The 17,596-nt window shown below is 39.9% G+C and carries 18 protein-coding genes, 1 tRNA gene, 2 rRNA genes, 1 other RNA gene, 1 riboswitch and 1 other annotated feature; of the genes, 18 read left to right on the top strand and 4 right to left on the bottom strand.

What is annotated here, in order from left to right; genetic code table 11:
* Positions 1–82, top strand: a 5S ribosomal RNA gene (rrf, locus tag KUV80_RS18455); the annotation flags it as partial.
* 179 nt (positions 83–261) lie between these two features.
* Here the strand turns inward: rrf and KUV80_RS18450 are convergent.
* Positions 262–1,242: a YaaC family protein gene (locus KUV80_RS18450; protein WP_222464180.1), complete on the bottom strand. Its 981-nt coding sequence runs from the start codon at positions 1,240–1,242 to the stop codon at positions 262–264.
* 134 nt (positions 1,243–1,376) lie between these two features.
* Here KUV80_RS18450 and guaB point away from each other — a divergent pair, with 134 nt between their 5' ends.
* From guaB to KUV80_RS18405, 9 genes are all read left to right on the top strand, one after another.
* Positions 1,377–2,834: an IMP dehydrogenase gene (gene guaB, locus KUV80_RS18445; RefSeq protein WP_222464179.1), complete on the top strand. Its 1,458-nt coding sequence runs from the start codon at positions 1,377–1,379 to the stop codon at positions 2,832–2,834.
* A gap of 129 nt (positions 2,835–2,963) precedes the next feature.
* The gene (locus KUV80_RS18440) at positions 2,964–4,271 is read left to right on the top strand and encodes a D-alanyl-D-alanine carboxypeptidase family protein (protein WP_222464184.1); all 1,308 of its coding nucleotides are present in this window, start codon (positions 2,964–2,966) and stop codon (positions 4,269–4,271) included.
* Positions 4,272–4,440: 169 nt separating this feature from the next.
* Positions 4,441–5,325 (top strand): pyridoxal 5'-phosphate synthase lyase subunit PdxS, encoded by an 885-nt coding sequence (pdxS, locus tag KUV80_RS18435; protein WP_222464178.1) that lies wholly within the window; start codon positions 4,441–4,443, stop codon positions 5,323–5,325.
* A 4-nt stretch (positions 5,326–5,329) separates the two neighbouring features.
* A complete protein-coding gene (gene pdxT / locus KUV80_RS18430) occupies positions 5,330–5,914 on the top strand; it encodes a pyridoxal 5'-phosphate synthase glutaminase subunit PdxT (RefSeq protein WP_222464177.1) in 585 nt (194 codons plus the stop codon).
* A gap of 37 nt (positions 5,915–5,951) precedes the next feature.
* Positions 5,952–6,174, top strand: a binding site (T-box leader).
* A gap of 67 nt (positions 6,175–6,241) precedes the next feature.
* Complete coding sequence (gene serS / locus KUV80_RS18425) at positions 6,242–7,516, top strand: serine--tRNA ligase (RefSeq protein ID WP_222464176.1); 1,275 nt, start codon at positions 6,242–6,244, stop codon at positions 7,514–7,516.
* Positions 7,517–7,633: 117 nt separating this feature from the next.
* A tRNA-Ser gene (locus KUV80_RS18420) sits at positions 7,634–7,726 on the top strand.
* A gap of 285 nt (positions 7,727–8,011) precedes the next feature.
* A riboswitch (SAM riboswitch) is annotated at positions 8,012–8,119 on the top strand.
* Between the two features lie 68 nt (positions 8,120–8,187).
* A complete protein-coding gene (locus tag KUV80_RS18415) occupies positions 8,188–9,201 on the top strand; it encodes a methionine ABC transporter ATP-binding protein (protein ID WP_222464175.1) in 1,014 nt (337 codons plus the stop codon).
* Positions 9,194–9,856: a methionine ABC transporter permease gene (locus tag KUV80_RS18410; protein ID WP_276516687.1), complete on the top strand. Its 663-nt coding sequence runs from the start codon at positions 9,194–9,196 to the stop codon at positions 9,854–9,856. Before KUV80_RS18415 ends, KUV80_RS18410 begins: the two co-directional genes overlap by 8 nt.
* 203 nt (positions 9,857–10,059) lie before the next feature.
* Positions 10,060–10,875 (top strand): MetQ/NlpA family ABC transporter substrate-binding protein, encoded by an 816-nt coding sequence (locus KUV80_RS18405; protein WP_222464174.1) that lies wholly within the window; start codon positions 10,060–10,062, stop codon positions 10,873–10,875.
* Positions 10,876–10,925: 50 nt separating this feature from the next.
* On the opposite strand, the gene KUV80_RS18400 is transcribed toward KUV80_RS18405, so the two are convergent.
* The 3 genes from KUV80_RS18400 to KUV80_RS18390 form a co-directional block, all read right to left on the bottom strand.
* Entirely contained in the window at positions 10,926–11,594 is a 669-nt protein-coding gene (locus KUV80_RS18400) for a deoxynucleoside kinase (protein WP_222464173.1), read from the bottom strand.
* A complete protein-coding gene (locus KUV80_RS18395; RefSeq protein ID WP_222464172.1) occupies positions 11,591–12,232 on the bottom strand; it encodes a deoxynucleoside kinase in 642 nt (213 codons plus the stop codon). The genes KUV80_RS18400 and KUV80_RS18395 overlap by 4 nt, the downstream gene beginning before the upstream one ends.
* A gap of 116 nt (positions 12,233–12,348) precedes the next feature.
* Positions 12,349–12,951, bottom strand: coding sequence for a cysteine hydrolase family protein (locus KUV80_RS18390; protein ID WP_425309178.1), 603 nt, complete (start codon positions 12,949–12,951; stop codon positions 12,349–12,351).
* 100 nt (positions 12,952–13,051) lie between these two features.
* Here KUV80_RS18390 and tadA point away from each other — a divergent pair, with 100 nt between their 5' ends.
* The 8 genes from tadA to KUV80_RS18350 form a co-directional block, all read left to right on the top strand.
* Positions 13,052–13,552 carry a tRNA adenosine(34) deaminase TadA gene (gene tadA, locus KUV80_RS18385; protein WP_222464171.1) on the top strand — a complete coding sequence of 167 codons (501 nt, stop codon included), beginning with the start codon at positions 13,052–13,054 and terminating at the stop codon, positions 13,550–13,552.
* 86 nt (positions 13,553–13,638) lie between these two features.
* Positions 13,639–13,903, top strand: an RNA gene (gene ffs, locus KUV80_RS18380) — signal recognition particle sRNA large type.
* A gap of 106 nt (positions 13,904–14,009) precedes the next feature.
* Positions 14,010–15,719, top strand: a complete 1,710-nt coding sequence (gene dnaX / locus KUV80_RS18375; RefSeq protein ID WP_222464170.1) for a DNA polymerase III subunit gamma/tau — start codon at positions 14,010–14,012, stop codon at positions 15,717–15,719.
* A gap of 13 nt (positions 15,720–15,732) precedes the next feature.
* Positions 15,733–16,050 (top strand): YbaB/EbfC family nucleoid-associated protein, encoded by a 318-nt coding sequence (locus KUV80_RS18370; RefSeq protein WP_425309175.1) that lies wholly within the window; start codon positions 15,733–15,735, stop codon positions 16,048–16,050.
* Positions 16,051–16,059: 9 nt separating this feature from the next.
* Positions 16,060–16,656 carry a recombination mediator RecR gene (recR, locus tag KUV80_RS18365; RefSeq protein WP_222464169.1) on the top strand — a complete coding sequence of 199 codons (597 nt, stop codon included), beginning with the start codon at positions 16,060–16,062 and terminating at the stop codon, positions 16,654–16,656.
* A 17-nt stretch (positions 16,657–16,673) separates the two neighbouring features.
* Positions 16,674–16,898 (top strand): YaaL family protein, encoded by a 225-nt coding sequence (locus KUV80_RS18360; protein WP_222464168.1) that lies wholly within the window; start codon positions 16,674–16,676, stop codon positions 16,896–16,898.
* A 79-nt stretch (positions 16,899–16,977) separates the two neighbouring features.
* Positions 16,978–17,244, top strand: a complete 267-nt coding sequence (locus KUV80_RS18355) for a pro-sigmaK processing inhibitor BofA family protein (RefSeq protein ID WP_222464167.1) — start codon at positions 16,978–16,980, stop codon at positions 17,242–17,244.
* A gap of 255 nt (positions 17,245–17,499) precedes the next feature.
* Positions 17,500–17,596, top strand: a 16S ribosomal RNA gene (locus tag KUV80_RS18350); the annotation flags it as partial.

Raw genomic sequence — 17,596 nt, 5'->3', positions numbered from 1 at the left:
CCATACCGAACACGGAAGTTAAGCTCTTCAGCGCCGATGGTAGTTGGGGGTCTCCCCCTGTTAGAGTAGGACGTCGCTGAGCAATGAGGAAGATGGATGAATATCCATCTTCTTTTTTTGTGTTTAAAAAGAATCAATGAGATATAAAAGAAAAAATGAGGAAGATGGTCAACACCATCTTCTTCTTTGCATTTTAAAGGTGTAAGTACGGATTTTAGGTTTTATAAACTTTTCGACAAATCGACATCTAACAAGAGTCATTTAAAGTGTATTTTTTGTATGAAGCAATTGACCGAATAGGTAAGGGATTTTTATGCTTGTTATATTTAGGAACTGATTTATAAATGGCAGTTCCTCGGAAGAATACGTGTGGAATAGTTCGCTCCACCATTCTGTATCATATCGACTAATCATACTTAGGTTGTATAAGAGTACATAATGAACCATCAATTCATTCATATGGGGTAATTGCAAAAGTTCCCGGTTAACTGGAAAGTAGTATGCTTCTTCGCTTATGTGATAGCTGAATGGAAAACAGTGAAAAGGTGTAAGTGGTTCTAAAACATGCACCATGAACTGATTAGTATATTCTTTTGAAGTCTCAAATGTTATTCTGGAATTGAAATAACTTTCGATATAATCCACAAACCGTTCATTAGACATATGTAAAAGGCTAGAGACATCTTTTGCAATGGTAAAGGAATGGGAAGTTTGATTGATCATTTTCACTTGGTGTATGGAACCATTCATTTGTTTGTAAAGTGGACCAAGTTCAGGAACCATTTGAAGCAAATGATCCATCAAAAATTTTTCACCTTCAATGTGTTTCATGTGAAACAATTTTTCACAAAAATGATTAAATAAACCAGTTTTTTGGACTCTCACTTCATCCAGAAGAAATTCATAACTTCTTTTCTTTCGTTTTCTTGTAGAAAGGCCGTGTGCCAGTACGGCACTGGAATCTGGATAATCGGGATCAGCGCACAATATACAAGCCTTCATAAGCTGAGTCATACCATAAAACAGCATCACGGGTTTTAATTCAACAGGGGCTTGATCAGCTAACTGATAATAATTTTTTCCATGTTCAATATAGTAAATAAAGCCATACGTATTATCAAAGCTCTTTCCGTTATAGTCTTTTACGTTCAACTTTTCATACTGTTTGGCTAGAAAACGCTGTGTTTTTTGTGAGGAGAAGAACATATCAAACAAAGGCCAGCTATTATTTATAATCACCATAAGCTATTTTCCTCCTCTAATTTAAATTATTTGAAAAATCGAACATATCTTGTATTCCTTGACACTAGTTTACCCAGTTGATAATCTACAAATAATATTTTTCTGGATGATAAAATTGAAGGGGTGGTTGCGGTATGTGGCAAGACAAGTTTGCAAAAGAGGGTTTAACGTTTGATGATGTGTTATTGATTCCTGCAAAGTCTTCGGTTCTTCCGGGGGAAGTTTCCATTAAAACAAGATTATCTGATTCCGTTCAATTGAACATTCCGATTATTAGTGCAGGAATGGACACGGTAACAGAAGCAAACATGGCCATTGCAATGGCGCGTCAAGGTGGACTAGGTATTGTTCATAAGAATATGTCTATCGAAGAACAAGCAGAGCAAGTAGACCGTGTTAAACGCTCAGAGAGTGGAGTAATTACCAATCCATTCTATTTAACGCCAGAGCACCAAGTTTTTGATGCAGAACATCTAATGGGGAAGTTTCGTATTAGCGGCGTTCCAATTGTTGATGCAGATAAAAAATTGGTTGGCATCCTTACAAACCGTGACTTGCGATTCATCCAAGATTACTCCATAAAGATTTCAGATGTGATGACGAAGGAGAATTTAGTAACTGCTCCTGTTGGTACTACATTAAAGGAAGCTGAAAAAACGCTTCAAAAATATAAGATTGAAAAGCTGCCATTAGTAGATGAAGAGGGGATCCTGCAAGGTCTTATCACCATCAAGGATATTGAAAAAGTAATCGAGTTCCCTAACTCAGCAAAAGACTCTCAAGGCCGACTTCTTGTTGGTGCTGCAGTAGGTGTAACGAAAGATGCCCTTCTAAGAGTTGAAAAGTTGGTTGAATCGGGCGTAGATGCCATTGTTATAGATACTGCACATGGCCATTCAGAAGGCGTTTTGCAAAAAGTAAGAGAAGTAAGAGACCATTATCCTGATTTAACGATTATTGCAGGAAATGTTGCGACTCCAGAAGCAACTCGTGATTTGATTGAAGCTGGGGCAAGTGTTGTAAAGGTTGGAATCGGACCAGGTTCGATATGTACGACTCGAGTTGTTGCGGGTGTAGGTGTTCCTCAAGTGACCGCTGTTTATGACTGTGCGACAGAAGCGAAAAAATATGGTGTTCCGATTATCGCTGATGGAGGAATTAAGTATTCTGGTGACATCGTTAAAGCGATCGCTGCAGGTGGACATGCAGTTATGCTTGGAAGTATGCTTGCAGGAGTTTCTGAAAGCCCTGGAGACCGTGAAATCTTCCAAGGCAGACAGTTCAAAGTTTATCGCGGAATGGGTTCTGTTGGCGCGATGGAGCGTGGAAGCAGTGACCGTTATTTCCAGGAAAATAATAAAAAGCTTGTACCAGAAGGGATCGAGGGACGCGTGCCGTACAAAGGACCTCTCGCTGATACGATTTATCAACTTATCGGCGGTATTCGTTCAGGAATGGGCTATTGTGGCACAGCAACCATCGATGAATTGCAAAATGATTCCCGTTTTGTAAAAATTACGGGTGCTGGTCTTCGAGAAAGTCACCCTCACCAAGTGCAAATTACAAAAGAAGCACCAAATTATTCGGTCTAAAGGCGCATTTTTAGGACAGAGGGTTATCCTCTGTCTATTTTTTTGAAAATGGGTATGTTACAATAACGGTTGTGTAAATGGGTATGGAGGTGCAGTTTTTTGAACAGCAAGATAAAACAATTATTAGCGATGACGCTAGTATTTTCTTTTGTTATTGGAAGTTTGTTTAGTTTTTCTCAATCAGCAAGTGCAGCACCCACATTAGATGTGAATGCTGAAGCTGCTATTTTGGTCGATGGTGAAACGGGGAAAATTTTATATCAGAAAAATGTAGATATGCTTCTTCCACCTGCAAGTATGACTAAAATGATGACCGAATATCTTTTATTAGAAGCGATCAAGAAAAACAAAATTTCATGGGATCAAAAAACGCGTATCTCTGATCACGTACATAAGATCTCACAGAATCGCGGACTTTCTAACGTTCCATTAAGAGTAGATGAGCAGTATACGGTTCGTGAACTATATGAGGCGATGGCGATCTATTCAGCAAATGGTGCAACCATTGCATTAGCTGAATTGTTGGCTGGTTCTGAAGCTGAATTCGTACAGAAAATGAACGATAAAGCAAAAGAGTTAGGTATGAAAGATTATCATTTTGTTAATTCCACTGGGCTGAACAACAAAGACTTGATAGGCAAGCATGCAGCTGGAGATGCAAATGAAGAAAACATGATGAGTGCTCGCTCTACTGCTATACTTGCTTTCCGTTTAATCAATGATTACCCGGAAGTACTTGAAACGGCAAGTATTCCTAGAAAAATTTTCCGTGATGGTACAGATGATAAAATCAAAATGGAAAACTGGAACTGGATGCTTCCTGACCTTGTATACGGGTATCAAGGTGTAGACGGATTAAAAACAGGATCTACAGATCTAGCTGGTTTTGCATTTACGGGTACGATTAAAAAAGGCGACACACGTCTATTGTCTGTTGTCATGAAAACAAACAGCTATAAAGCAAGATTTGATGAGACGAAAAAATTATTTGACTATGGTTTTAATAACTTTGAAAAAGCTCAAATTTTACCTGATAATTATCAAATTAAAGGCAATAAAACCGTTCCTGTCGTAAAAGGTAAGGAAAAGGAAGTTAAGGTTGCCACAAAAGAAGCTTTATCACTCGTGGTAAAACGCGGTGAAAAAGAGAACTACAAACCTAAATTTGTTGCAGATAAGAAAAAAATGACCAAAGAAGGTGAATTGACAGCTCCTGTGAAAAAAGGCGAGGTTGTCGGACACGTTCTTATCGATTATAAAGGCAAAGGTGAAGACCACGGTTATCTGCTAGATGCTGATAAAAAAGGGAAAACAGAAGTCGTAACAAAGGATTCTGTTGAAAAAGCCAATTGGTTTATCCTTGCATTAAGAGGCGTAGGCGGTTTCTTTGGTGGAATCTGGTCTGGTATTGTCGATATGGTAAAAGGTTTGTTTTAATCCATAATTTTGAAAAGCTCTTTAGCGTATGCTAAAGGGCTTTTTTTCTGAAAATATAGAGTGCTTGCGCTTTTTATGATTTACGTTAAAATAGATGAGGATACTAGTTTTATTATAAAATCACCGATTTAATCGGTAATTCCAACATATAATCAGGGGGTAGTATAGCATGTTAAAAACAGGTACTGAACGTGTAAAACGAGGAATGGCAGAAATGCAAAAGGGCGGCGTCATTATGGACGTTGTAAACGCAGAGCAAGCCCGTATCGCTGAAGCTGCAGGAGCAGTCGCAGTTATGGCACTTGAACGCGTTCCATCAGATATTCGTGCTGCTGGCGGGGTAGCTCGTATGGCAGACCCTACGATTACAGAAGAGGTTCTTAATGCTGTTTCTATTCCTGTAATGGCAAAAGCACGAATCGGTCATATCGTAGAAGCACGCGTGCTTGAAGCAATGGGTGTTGACTACATCGATGAGAGTGAAGTATTAACACCAGCGGATGAAGTATTCCACTTATTGAAGAGCGATTATACAGTACCATTTGTTTGTGGTGCACGCGATCTTGGAGAAGCGGCACGCCGTATCGGTGAAGGTGCCTCAATGCTTCGTACGAAAGGTGAGCCTGGAACAGGAAACATCGTTGAAGCGGTTCGCCACATGCGTATGATTCAAGGTCAAATCCGTAAAGTTGTAGCAATGAGCGAAGACGAATTGATGACAGAAGCTAAGAACTTAGGTGCACCATTTGAAGTTCTTCTGCAGATCAAAAAAGCAGGTAAGCTTCCTGTAGTTAACTTTGCAGCTGGCGGTGTTGCAACACCGGCTGATGCTGCACTCATGATGCAGCTTGGAGCTGACGGAGTATTCGTTGGATCTGGAGTTTTCAAATCGGAGAACCCTGAAAAATTCGCACGTGCAATTGTTGAAGCAACAACTCACTACCAAGATTACAAGCTTATCGCTGAGCTTTCTAAAGGTTTAGGATCTGCCATGAAGGGGATCGACATTTCTACCTTAAATCCTGCTGACCGTATGCAGGAGCGAGGCTGGTAATTAGATGCTGAAAATAGGTGTTCTTGCTTTACAGGGAGCAGTTAGAGAGCATATTCAGGCGCTTGAGTCTTGTGGAGTACAGGCAACAGCGGTAAAGCGTGTTGAAGAATTAGCTGAACTAGACGGTCTTGTTATGCCAGGTGGCGAAAGCACTGCGATGAGACGTTTAATTGATAAATACGGTTTTTTAGAACCGTTAAAAGAATTCGCCAAACAAAAGCCTGTGTTCGGAACATGTGCAGGATTGATCTTGATGGCAAAAAGAATTCAAGGTCAAGACTCAGCTCACCTTGAACTGATCGACATGACTGTTGAGCGCAACGCGTTTGGCCGTCAAGTGGACAGCTTTGAAGCTGAACTTATGATTCACGGCGTTGGTGAAGACTACACAGGAGTATTTATTCGTGCTCCGTTTATTGTGGAAGTGGGTCCTGAAGTTGAGATTCTTTCGAAGCATAACGACAGAATTGTTGCAGCGAAACAAGGACATTTCTTATGTGCTGCTTTTCATCCAGAATTAACAGATGACTATCGTTTGCATCAATATTTTGTAAAAATGGTACAAACCAGCAAAGAAGTAGTTGCATAAAATAAGAAAATGCTGTACATTACTATAAAATCATAGTAAAAAATCAATGACAGGAACCAGTAGCAAAAAGAGCTTTGTCTTAGAGAATCGGTGGCTGGTGAAAACCGATCAAAGCGTTTTGTGAATCCATCCTGGAGTGAAAAGCGGAATGTTAGTAAGCTTTTCCGGTGAAGAACCGTTACAATTCTAATTAAGCCGGCAAAGGGCATCTATGTCTTTTGCAATCAGGGTGGCAACGCGGGTTAACTCTCGTCCCTATTTCTAAAGTTCTTAGGAGTAGTGGGCGGGAGTTTTTTGATTTTTTACAACAAAAAGGAGGAAGTAAGCATGTTGGATTTAAAATTTGTACGTTCGAATTTTGAAGAAGTAAAAACAAAGTTATCTAAACGGGGTGAAGACCTTTCTGGACTTGATCAATTTGAAGCGCTTGATCAGCGCCGCCGTGAATTAATCGGTGAAACAGAAAACTTAAAGTCAAGACGTAATGAAGTTTCTAAGCAGGTTGCAGAATTTAAGCGTGAAAAGAAAGATGCCGATCATTTAATCGTGGAGATGCGTGAAGTAGGTGACAAGATTAAGACGATGGATGATGAACTTCGCCAAGTTGAGGAAAATCTAAACGCAATCATGCTTACATTGCCTAACATCCCACATGACAGTGTTCCTGTTGGGGAGACAGAAGATGATAACATACCTGTACGTCATTGGGGAGAGATACCTGAATTTACATTCGAACCAAAAGCGCATTGGGATATTGCAACAGATCTTGACATTGTAGATTTTGAGCGAGGTGCAAAAGTTACAGGCAGCCGTTTTGCCTTTTACAAAGGCCTAGGAGCACGGTTAGAGCGAGCACTCATCAATTTTATGATGGACCTTCATGAAGATGAGCATGGCTATACAGAAGTGCTACCACCATATATGGTTAACCGTCAAAGTATGACAGGAACGGGGCAACTTCCTAAATTTGAAGAAGATGCTTTCAAGATTCGTGAAGAGGATTATTTCCTTATCCCAACATCTGAAGTTCCTGTGACAAACATGCATCGAGAAGAAATTTTAACGAACGAAGAACTGCCAATCACATATGCTGCCTACAGTGCATGTTTCCGTTCTGAAGCAGGTTCTGCAGGACGTGATACACGAGGATTAATCCGTCAGCATCAGTTTAATAAAGTGGAGCTTGTACGCTTTGTGAAGCCGGAAGAATCTTATGATGAGCTAGAGAAGCTGACTGGACATGCAGAGAAAGTCTTACAGCTTTTAAATCTTCCTTATCGTGTATTGAGCATGTGTACGGCAGATCTGGGCTTTACAGCTGCTAAAAAATATGACATCGAAGTTTACATTCCAAGCTACGGTACGTACCGTGAAATTTCTTCTTGCTCTAACTTTGAAGCATTTCAGGCTCGTCGTGCTCAAATCCGTTTCCGCAGAGAGTCTAAAGGAAAACCGGAATATGTTCATACATTAAATGGCTCTGGTCTTGCTATAGGACGCACTGTAGCTGCGATATTGGAGAATTATCAGCAGGAAGATGGATCTGTAATCATCCCTGAAGCACTTCGTCCATATATGGGGAATAAAGAAGTAATTAAGTAAATTATTAAGTCATCATAAAAAGAGGGGAAAATTCATTCCCTCTTTTTTTTATTTTTTTCATAAAATCCGTTGACACTTAAACAACTCACATGTTAATATAGTTTTTGTCAGTCACACGGAGGTATACCCAAGTCCGGCTGAAGGGATCGGTCTTGAAAACCGACAGGGGTTTAACGACCCGCGGGGGTTCGAATCCCTCTACCTCCTCCATATACATATTCAAACCTCATCTGTTAACTCGGATGAGGTTTTTTGTTGTACCTTTCGTTCCTATTAACTTGCAAAAGGTCAGATTTAAAAACCAAAGCAATAATCTTTAGAAGCCTATAGAAAAAAGTAATCATGGCTTTTCAAGAATCTTTAATGTAACGTAAAATAAATAATCCTTTTACATCCATATATGTAAGCGCTAACACGTTAAAGTGATAAAATTTAATATTGACAGAACTTTTAGACAGATAGTATGATGACAACTATACATAATTCAATATGAAATGCTTATTAAGAGAGACCGAGGGATCAGGCCCTATGACGTCCGGCAACCTCCATTATGGAACGGTGCCACTTCCTGCAGGATGATATGTTCATTCTGGAAGATAAGTCGATATTTGTTTATTCGCCCTCTTCCATGAAATGAAGAGGGCTTTTTTATATGTTGAGGGGGAAGACAGATGATTGAGGTTAGAGACGTAACCAAAATATATAAAGTAAAAGGGAAAGAAATTGTTGGTGTTAAAAATGTGTCACTTTCGATAGACAAAGGGGAGATCTTTGGGATCGTCGGCTATAGCGGTGCAGGGAAAAGTTCGCTCCTTCGCTGTCTAAATTTATTGGAAAAACCAACATCAGGTGACATACTCATCGATGGAGTATCGATTACTACGTTAGGGAAAAAGGAGCTGAGGGAAGAGCGTCTTAAGATTGGCATGATTTTTCAACACTTTTATCTGATTAGTGCGAAAACTGTTTTAGAAAATATTGCGTTTGCCTTAAAAGCGGCAGGAAAATCGAAGGATGAGATTATTCGTAAAACGCTTGAGCTCTTAAAAATGGTCGGATTAGAAAATCAAAAAGATCAATATCCATCTCAGTTGAGCGGCGGGCAGAAGCAGCGAGTCGGTATCGCAAGAGCGTTGGCAAACGATCCAAAGGTATTGCTTTGTGATGAAGCTACCTCTGCACTTGATCCGAATACTACGAAATCAATCCTATCGCTCTTAAAATCAATCAATAAAAAGTTAGGTATTACGATTGTACTCATCTCGCATGAGATGGAAGTCGTAAAAGAAATTTGTCACCGTATGGCTGTCATGCAGGATGGAGAGATTATCGAATTAGGTGATGTGTATAACATTTTTGCAAATCCTGAAAAAGAATTAACAAAAACATTCATCAGCTCCGTTATACAGATGGATTTACCTGAGCCATTGCTGAAGAATAGAAAAGGCACCGTGATTAAGATTCAATTTAAAGGAGCGATCGCAGAAGAAGCCGTCGTTTCTGAGCTCTTCCAAAACTTTCAGGTAAAAGGAAATATCCTTCACGGAAAGATTGAATATATCCAAGAAACACCGCTTGGCATTTTTATTATGGAACTGATCGGTGATGAAACAGAAGTAAAACGAGCGATTACGTATATTGAAAGTCGTATAGAAAATCTTGAGGTGGTGAAGAAAGTTGCTTGACCCTATATTTACCATTCTTCCAGATTTAAATAAGGCATTTTTTGAAACGTTATATATGGTTGCCATTTCACTAGGTGTTTCTTTGATCGTAGGGCTGCCACTGGGGGTTATCCTTTTTGTTACGGATAAGGGCTTGCTGTTTGAGAATGTGTTGGTTAAACAAACGGCAGGAATAATAGTCAACTTGATTCGCTCAGTACCGTTCATCATCCTGTTAGTTGCTCTGTTACCGCTAACTCAGCTCATCACGGGAACAACAATCGGACCTACTGCAGCATCTGTTTCTCTGTCTGTTGCAGCAATTCCGTTCTTTGCCCGACTTGTTGAGACTTCTTTACGAGAAATAGATAAAGGAGTAATAGAAGCGGCTGTCGCTGTTGGAGCAACACCGTGGATGATCATTAGAGAAGTACTTCTTCCTGAAGCAAAACCGGGCATTGTTCAAGCCATAACAGTAACCGCGATAAGCTTATTAGGCTATTCGGCAATGGCAGGCATTGTCGGCGGCGGGGGAATTGGAGACTTTGCGATTCGTTTTGGTTATTATCGCTATGACAACACGATTATGATAACAACCGTCGTGTTATTGATTGTCATCGTTCAGCTGATGCAAGTCATCGGAGACGGTGTGGCGAAAGCTGTGAATAAAAGATAAAGTTTTTTTCATATGCAATAACTGAATGCTAAGAGACATTTATTAAGGCTCCTCTCTGAAAGATAGTTGCTTTTACGCTCTTTGTTATTCACTTCAATGACAATGGGCTCACCGGTCCGCTGAAAAGTGAAGCACCTGCAATGGAACCAACAACTTTCAAAGAGCATCTAGTATTCAAAAAAACAATTTTAAAGGGGATCAACATGAAAAAAATCATACTTACATTATTAACGGCATTGCTTGCTTTTGGTTTGGCTGGCTGCTCTTCTTCATCAGAGGCATCTAAAGACAAGGAAGTTACGCTTGGAGCAACGGCAGGTCCGTATACAGATATGGTCAATAAAGCGATCAAGCCAATACTTGAGAAAAAGGGATATAAGGTTAAGGTAATCGAATTTAGTGATTATATTCAGCCGAACATGGCACTTTCTAAAGGTGATCTGGACGCCAACCTTTTTCAGCACAAAGTTTATATGGAGAATTTCGCAAAAGAAAAGAATTTGAAACTATCAGAAGTCATAATTGTACCAACAGCACCTATGGGGTTATATTCAGATAAATTTAAATCGATTGAGGACATTAAAGAAGGCAGTACATTAGCAATTCCTAACGATCCCGTTAACTTAGCGCGCACCTTAATCATGCTTGAAGACGCGAAGCTAATTACTATCAAAGAAGGAGTTAACCAACTAACTGCATCTGAAAAGGATGTTCAAGACAATCCGAAGAACTTAATATTCAAACCATTAGAAGCTGCACAGCTTCCACGTGCTGTACAAAGTGCGGATGTTGCAGCGGTTCCTGGTAACTTTGCTCTTGCTGCAAAAATGGACTTGTTAGATGCTATTCAATTAGAAAGCATGCCGGATACATATCGTAACCGCGTTGTTGTAAATACAAAAGACGTAGAATCCACTTTTGCAAAAGATATTAAAGAAGTAGTAGAATCAAAAGAGTTTGAAGAAGTGATTGATAAAGAATTCAAAGGATTTGGCAAACCCGAATGGATGAAGAAATAAGACACATTAAAGCCCCGGCTCAATATTTTGAGTACCGGGGCTTTCTATGTTTATAAGCGAACTTCTCGTTTCGCTTCAATTTTCTGGGCGATTTTTTCAACAATATGATCAATGGATTCAGGGTTTTGACGCAGATCATAATCGTTAATGTTCACTCGCAGTACAGGACATGAATTAAAGGAATTGATCCACTTTTCATAGCGATCGTACATTTCTTCCCAGTAAGTTACCGGAGTTTCCTGTTCCATCTTGCGTCCGCGTTTTTGAATACGAGCTAAAATATCATCTAAAGATCCTTCTAAATAAATCAGGCAATCAGGCTGAGGGAAGTACGGTGTCATCACCATCGCTTCAAACAGGTGGGTATATGTATCGTAATCCACCTCTGACATGTTTCCTTTGTCATAATGCATACGAGCAAAAATTCCTGTGTCTTCATAAATGGAACGGTCTTGAACAAATCCACCGCCATAATCAAACATTCTTTTTTGTTCTTTGAAACGCTCGGCTAAAAAGAAAATCTGAAGATGAAAGCTCCAACGTTTAAAATCATGGTAGAAGTTTTCTAAGTATGGATTGTTGTCGACCTTTTCCATGGAAGTACGGAAGTTTAATTTATTGGCAAGAGCGTTAGTGAAAGTAGATTTACCGGCACCTACCATTCCCGCCACTGTTATTACGGCATCATTTGGAATACCATATTGGATAAGCTTGGTCATTTCGCAACTTCTCCTTTTTTCAAAGTTGCATCTATTAAGGAAAAGATCTTCTCTTTATCCGTTTCATACGCAACAAAATCTAAATCGTCACCATTAAAGGTAAGCACCGGGATTTCAGGATGCTGTTTTTTAAAGGCAGACATAAATGTATCATAATCAGCTGCTAGTTGTTCTAAGTATGCAGGCTCCATGTTCTGCTCAATAAAACGTCCGCGCTGTTTTATCCGTTTTAACAATGTATCCAGACTGGCGTTTAAATAGATAATCATGTTTGGAACGGGCATATCTTCAGTCAGGATATCGAAACATTGCATGTATTTATCATAATGGCGATCCTTTAACGTACGACCTGCAAAAATCTTATTTTTAAAAATATGATAATCAGAAACGACAGGTATGTGCTTACCTAAATATTGATCTTGAATGTCTTCAAGCTGTTTGTATCTATTACAAAGAAAAAACATCTCGGTTTGAAAACTCCACTCATCAATATTGTCGTAAAATTTTCCGAGAAAAGGATTCTCTTCGACAATTTCCTTCAATAATTGAAAATCAAAGTGTTCTGCTATGGCTTTTGCCAGTGATGTTTTCCCTACGCCTATCGGCCCTTCAACTGCGATAAAGGGGGTTGAACTCATCTTTCTTTTCCTCCCTTTCTTTTAACAAACGAAAAATTACAGACAAAGAATATTGTAGCATACGTTTGGAAAAGGTGGATAGAGAATCGGTCAAAATAATTCGATAATCGCAACTTCTAGTACATCATTCTTTGTTTGTTTTTATTAGCTTGCTGAATAATGGATTCGAGATGTAGTTCGTGACTCGGGCGTATACAGGCATCTAACGTTTTCTCCATTAAAAGCAACGCTCTCTTATTGTCTTCTTCTATATTTGATGCACAACAGTCAGAAGGGACATAAAGGGTAAAGCCTCTCATATAAGCATCGTTAGCTGTAAAAAGCACACAGATGTTTCCAGCAACTCCACATATGATTAATGTTTGTATGTTTAGCTCGTTTAATAATGTGGATAAAGGCGTAGAAAAAAATCCCGAATGCTTAGGTTTAATCACAAAATAATCGTCATCTTCTGGCTGCAGCTTAGTAACAAACTTGCTTCCTGCCTGTTGTGCACAATATTCAACAAGCTTTTGTTTGTCTGACTGCCATCGACCAAAATTGTCGTTTACATAAATAACAGGGATGCCTGCTGCTTTAGCTTGCTTTTTTAAATTCACGATTTTCTCAGCAATCGGCTCAGCTGTTTTTAATAAAAGAGGAGCTTCTTCAAATTTAAAATCGTTAATGACGTCAATAATAAGTAAAGCAACAGGAGTTTCGTTCATCACTTGAGTCATTTCGTCCCTCTCCTTCTTTTTTATAAAAACATTCCTTTCTTTATTATTGGCAAAACCTCTTGTATAATCTCTAACAACTAAAACTTTGGAGCTAAAAATCATGGAGATATTAGAAAAAGATGAATATTATATGGATCTGGCCTTAAAAGAAGCCAAAATAGCAGCTGAGCTTGGAGAAGTTCCGATCGGTGCTTTGCTTGTAAAAGATGATAAAATTATCGCTAAAGCTTACAACCTGCGTGAAGCAGAACAACGATCCATTGCCCACGCTGAGTTATTAGCGATCGATAGCGCGTGCAAAGAGACGGGTGCCTGGAGACTTGAAGGCACAACTTTGTATGTCACACTAGAACCATGTGCTATGTGTGCAGGTGCTATCGTTCTCTCAAGAGTAAATAGAGTGGTTTATGGAGCGGCTGACCCAAAAGGTGGCTGTGCTGGGACGTTGATGAACCTTTTGCGAGAGGATCGTTTCAACCATCAATGTGAAGTAGTTGCCGGAGTAAAAGAAGAAGAATGCAGAGAAATTCTTTCAAGTTTTTTTAGAAATCTTCGCGACCTTAAAAGGAAAGAAAAGGAAGATCGAAAAAGTGAGCTTTAAGGCTTGTACGGTTGATTTTTAATGAGAGGCATAGTATACTAAATCTTGCACATTTGATTGTGCATCTAACAATGTTATACACTTTGTCGCGCTAGATGGGGAGGTAGCGGTGCCCTGTACTCGCAATCCGCTGTAGCGAGGTTGAATTCCTCTCCTCGGTTAGTTCAACGTATGGTCTGACGATCGTAAGTGGTGTTGATGTCCGGGTCCTACGCAACGAAGACCCATGAACCCTGTCAGGTCCGGAAGGAAGCAGCAGTAAGTGGATCACTTCGTGTGCCGTGGGGCAACCTGGACTGAGCTAACTGCGTTTGTACGCATAGGTTGACTATTCCAAAGAGAGGTGCGCGGCATTCTTATATAAATAAACAATAACTCATCCCACTCAAGGGGTGAGTTTTTTGTAATGTTTCAGTATAATAAAGAAAGAATGAAACGAGTAAAGGGAGGCAAAGGGATGAGTTATCAGGCACTCTACCGTGTATGGAGACCACAAAGTTTTGAAGATGTGGTCGGACAAGAACACATTACAAAAACGATTCAAAATGCCTTGATGCAGGACAAGCTTTCCCATGCCTATCTGTTTTCAGGACCAAGAGGAACGGGAAAAACGAGTGCGGCTAAAATTATTGCAAAAGCAGTGAACTGTGAAAAAGCTCCAGTTGCTGAGCCTTGTAATGAATGTGATGCTTGCCGAGGCATAACGAACGGTACCATTTCTGATGTTCTCGAAATTGATGCTGCATCCAATACAGGAGTCGATGATATTCGTGATATCAGGGATAAGGTAAAATTTGCTCCATCATCTGTCACGTACAAAGTCTACATTATAGATGAAGTACATATGCTATCAACCGGAGCATTCAATGCTTTGCTTAAGACACTTGAAGAGCCGCCAAGTCATGTCATTTTTATTTTGGCAACGACTGAACCGCATAAAATCCCTGCAACCATTGTTTCAAGATGCCAACGATTTGATTTTAAAAGGATCTCTTCAAGCTCTATTATTGGACGGATGAAGAAGGTAATCGATGCAAACGAAACGGAAGTAGAGGACGAAGCACTTCAACTATTAGCACGAGCTGCAGAGGGCGGCATGCGTGATGCACTCAGTTTATTAGATCAGGCTATTTCATACAGTGATGACAAAGTTAGAGTTGAAGATGTTCTCTCGGTAACCGGATCGGCATCTCAAAAGCATCTTTCTGACATGGCGGAAGCTTTTTTAGAAAAAGAGGTTTCTAAGGCTCTGGCAATCTCTTCAGATCTTTTAAAAGAAGGAAAGGATCCTGTCCGCTTTTTAGGAGACCTGATCTATTATTATCGAGATATGCTGTTGTATAAAGCAGCTCCGCAACTTGAGGAGTTATTAGAGCGTGTTTCAACAGACGAAGCTTTTGAACAATTAGCTGCAGCTACAGAAACAGAAAGCATCTATTCCATTATCAGTCAGTTAAATCAGGCACAACAAGAGATGAAGTGGACAAATCACCCGAAAATCTTTTTAGAAACAACCTTCATCAAAATTTGTTATCAAAAACAAGCAGGCGGATCCATACAGACGGAAAACCCTTCGGTTGAACCTCTTATACAAAGAATTGAACAGCTTGAACAAGAGCTTGCTAAAATGAAGCAGAGCGGGTGGAGTCAAAATGCTACATCTGTTCCTGGCGAACAAGAAGCACCGAAAGAAAAAAGAGTGGTTCGCGGACAAGGCGGAGCTTCTCACGGTCAAGTAAAAGAAATGCTGAAAAAAGCGAAGAAACCAAATCTTGTTCAACTAAAAAGCATGTGGGGAGAAATTTTAGATAAGATTCGCTCTGAAAAAGTCAGTGCTTATGCTTTATTGTCTGGAGCAGAACCTGTCGCGTGTTCTGACCAAGTATTCTTGCTTGCTTTTCAGCATGAGATCCACCGCCAGATGGCATCACAAGATAACAACAGAAGCTTTGTTGAAGGGGCAGTTTATAGTACAATAGGGAAGAACCTGTCTATGCTGTCCATTTTGGACCCAGAGTGGCAGAAACTTAAAGCTGATTTTATTAAAGAGCAACAGCAAGGCCAGCCTACTTCTGAAGAGCAGGATAAAACGGATGATCCCCTCATTTCAGAGGCGATCAAATTGGTTGGCGACGAATTAATCGAGATAAAAGATGAGAACGAATAGGGAGGAAGTGTAAATGATGAAAGGCAACATGAACAATATGATGAAACAAATGCAAAAAATGCAGCGTGATATGGCGAAGGCTCAAGAAGAGCTAAAGGATAAACTGATCGAAGGTACAGCAGGCGGCGGAATGGTGACTGTTAAAGCAAACGGACACAAAGAAATCGTAGATATTATCATTAAAGAGGAAGTTGTTGACCCAGAAGATATCGAAATGCTTCAAGATCTTGTGTTAGCGGCTACGAACGATGCACTTAAAAAAGTAGACGAAATGGTTTCACAAGACATGGGCAAGTTCACAAAAGGGCTTAACATTCCTGGATTATTCTAGGATTAACTCATGCATTATCCTGAACCGATATCAAAACTGATTGAAAGCTTTATGAAATTGCCGGGCATCGGACCGAAAACGGCGGTTCGCCTGGCATTTTTCGTATTGGAAATGAAGGAAGACGACGTGTTGGATTTTGGCCGAGCACTGGTTAATGCGAAGCGTCAGCTCATTTATTGTTCCAATTGTTTTCATATTACTGACCGTGACCCTTGTATGATTTGCGATGATTCGAGCAGAGACCGCTCTACCCTCTGTGTCGTTCATGATTCCAAAGATGTTATCGCTATGGAAAAAATGAAAGAATATCGCGGCCTTTATCACGTTCTTCATGGAGCGATTTCTCCAATGGATGGTATCGGACCAGAAGACATTAAAATCGCTGAACTCTTAAAACGTTTAACCGATGAAGGAGTCCAGGAAATAATAATGGCTACGGATCCGAATATCGAAGGTGAAGCAACGGCCATGTACGTGGCTAGACTTTTAAAACCGACCGGTATCAAAATCACCCGCATTGCACACGGGCTCCCTGTAGGCGGAGACTTGGAATATGCAGATGAAGTTACGCTATCAAAAGCGCTTGAAGGCAGAAGAGAAATTTAACTAAAGGGGTTTGCTACATGTTTTTTTCCCGTAAAGGGCGCTTGAAGCGGTCCGGAGATCAACAGTTGCTCCAAAGTCTAGACGAACTTAAGGTTGATTGGATGCATCAAAAGGAAATGGTGGAACGCAGTGTTGAACCATCTGAAGAAGTTATTTTTAAACTCCAATTAGCTGAATCTAAATATTTCTTCTTATTAAAAGAAGCGAAAAAAAGAAATGTCACAACCAGCAGATTAAAATAACTGCTGGTCTTTTTTTTGGACAACTCCCATACAATGACTAGTAAATAAAACAGGATATTTTTATAGGAGGTATCAAGAAGTGGAGCCTATCACAGTTATTGCAATTCTCGGAACCATTATTTTCGTTCTATTATTAGTAGGTGCTCCAATGCGGCCTTTACGATGGCTCGGATTTGGCATTACACGTTTTTGTATAGGAGCGTTGCTTCTGTTCTTATTAAATGCAATCGGCAACTCTTACGATGTTCATATTCCAATCAATGCTTTTACTGCATTAATATCAGGAATTGCCGGTTTACCTGGGTTAGCTTCATTGGTGGCAATCGAATTCTTCATTCTTGGATAACTAGAAAACACAAGGTTTTGCGACGTATCGTAAGGGTTCAGGTGGGCGTGTCATTTCCCCTCGTGGACCTTTTTTATATGAAAAGCAAAATATTTTAAAATAACGATTGACACTCAAAATGATGCGTGATATATTATTAAAGTCGCCAAAACGAGCGACGCACTTAACACTAAGTTCTTTGAAAACTGAACAAAAGAAATAGGTAAGGAATTAAATTTAATTCCGTCAGTATTAAACAAGAGCAAGTCAAACACTTTTATGGAGAGTTTGATCCTGGCTCAGGATGAACGCTGGCGGCGTGCCTAATACATGCAAGTCGAGCGAATGATGAGGAGCTTGCTCCTCTGATTTA

The organism is Fictibacillus nanhaiensis (assembly GCF_019801215.1).
In the GTDB taxonomy this organism is placed as follows: domain Bacteria; phylum Bacillota; class Bacilli; order Bacillales; family Fictibacillaceae; genus Fictibacillus; species Fictibacillus nanhaiensis_C.
This window is presented reverse-complemented; position numbering and strand designations above follow the sequence as displayed.

What these genes read in the sequence shown, in the direction of transcription:
- KUV80_RS18450 (WP_222464180.1), bottom strand. Translation starts at nt 1,242, where the DNA reads ATGGTGATTATAAATAATAGCTGGCCTTTGTTTGATATGTTCTTCTCC.
- guaB (WP_222464179.1), top strand. Translation starts at nt 1,377, where the DNA reads ATGTGGCAAGACAAGTTTGCAAAAGAGGGTTTAACGTTTGATGATGTG.
- KUV80_RS18440 (WP_222464184.1), top strand. Translation starts at nt 2,964, where the DNA reads ATGACGCTAGTATTTTCTTTTGTTATTGGAAGTTTGTTTAGTTTTTCT.
- pdxS (WP_222464178.1), top strand. Translation starts at nt 4,441, where the DNA reads ATGTTAAAAACAGGTACTGAACGTGTAAAACGAGGAATGGCAGAAATG.
- pdxT (WP_222464177.1), top strand. Translation starts at nt 5,330, where the DNA reads ATGCTGAAAATAGGTGTTCTTGCTTTACAGGGAGCAGTTAGAGAGCAT.
- serS (WP_222464176.1), top strand. Translation starts at nt 6,242, where the DNA reads ATGTTGGATTTAAAATTTGTACGTTCGAATTTTGAAGAAGTAAAAACA.
- KUV80_RS18415 (WP_222464175.1), top strand. Translation starts at nt 8,188, where the DNA reads ATGATTGAGGTTAGAGACGTAACCAAAATATATAAAGTAAAAGGGAAA.
- KUV80_RS18405 (WP_222464174.1), top strand. Translation starts at nt 10,060, where the DNA reads ATGAAAAAAATCATACTTACATTATTAACGGCATTGCTTGCTTTTGGT.
- KUV80_RS18400 (WP_222464173.1), bottom strand. Translation starts at nt 11,594, where the DNA reads ATGACCAAGCTTATCCAATATGGTATTCCAAATGATGCCGTAATAACA.
- KUV80_RS18395 (WP_222464172.1), bottom strand. Translation starts at nt 12,232, where the DNA reads ATGAGTTCAACCCCCTTTATCGCAGTTGAAGGGCCGATAGGCGTAGGG.
- KUV80_RS18390 (WP_425309178.1), bottom strand. Translation starts at nt 12,951, where the DNA reads ATGACTCAAGTGATGAACGAAACTCCTGTTGCTTTACTTATTATTGAC.
- tadA (WP_222464171.1), top strand. Translation starts at nt 13,052, where the DNA reads ATGGAGATATTAGAAAAAGATGAATATTATATGGATCTGGCCTTAAAA.
- dnaX (WP_222464170.1), top strand. Translation starts at nt 14,010, where the DNA reads ATGAGTTATCAGGCACTCTACCGTGTATGGAGACCACAAAGTTTTGAA.
- KUV80_RS18370 (WP_425309175.1), top strand. Translation starts at nt 15,733, where the DNA reads ATGATGAAAGGCAACATGAACAATATGATGAAACAAATGCAAAAAATG.
- recR (WP_222464169.1), top strand. Translation starts at nt 16,060, where the DNA reads ATGCATTATCCTGAACCGATATCAAAACTGATTGAAAGCTTTATGAAA.
- KUV80_RS18360 (WP_222464168.1), top strand. Translation starts at nt 16,674, where the DNA reads ATGTTTTTTTCCCGTAAAGGGCGCTTGAAGCGGTCCGGAGATCAACAG.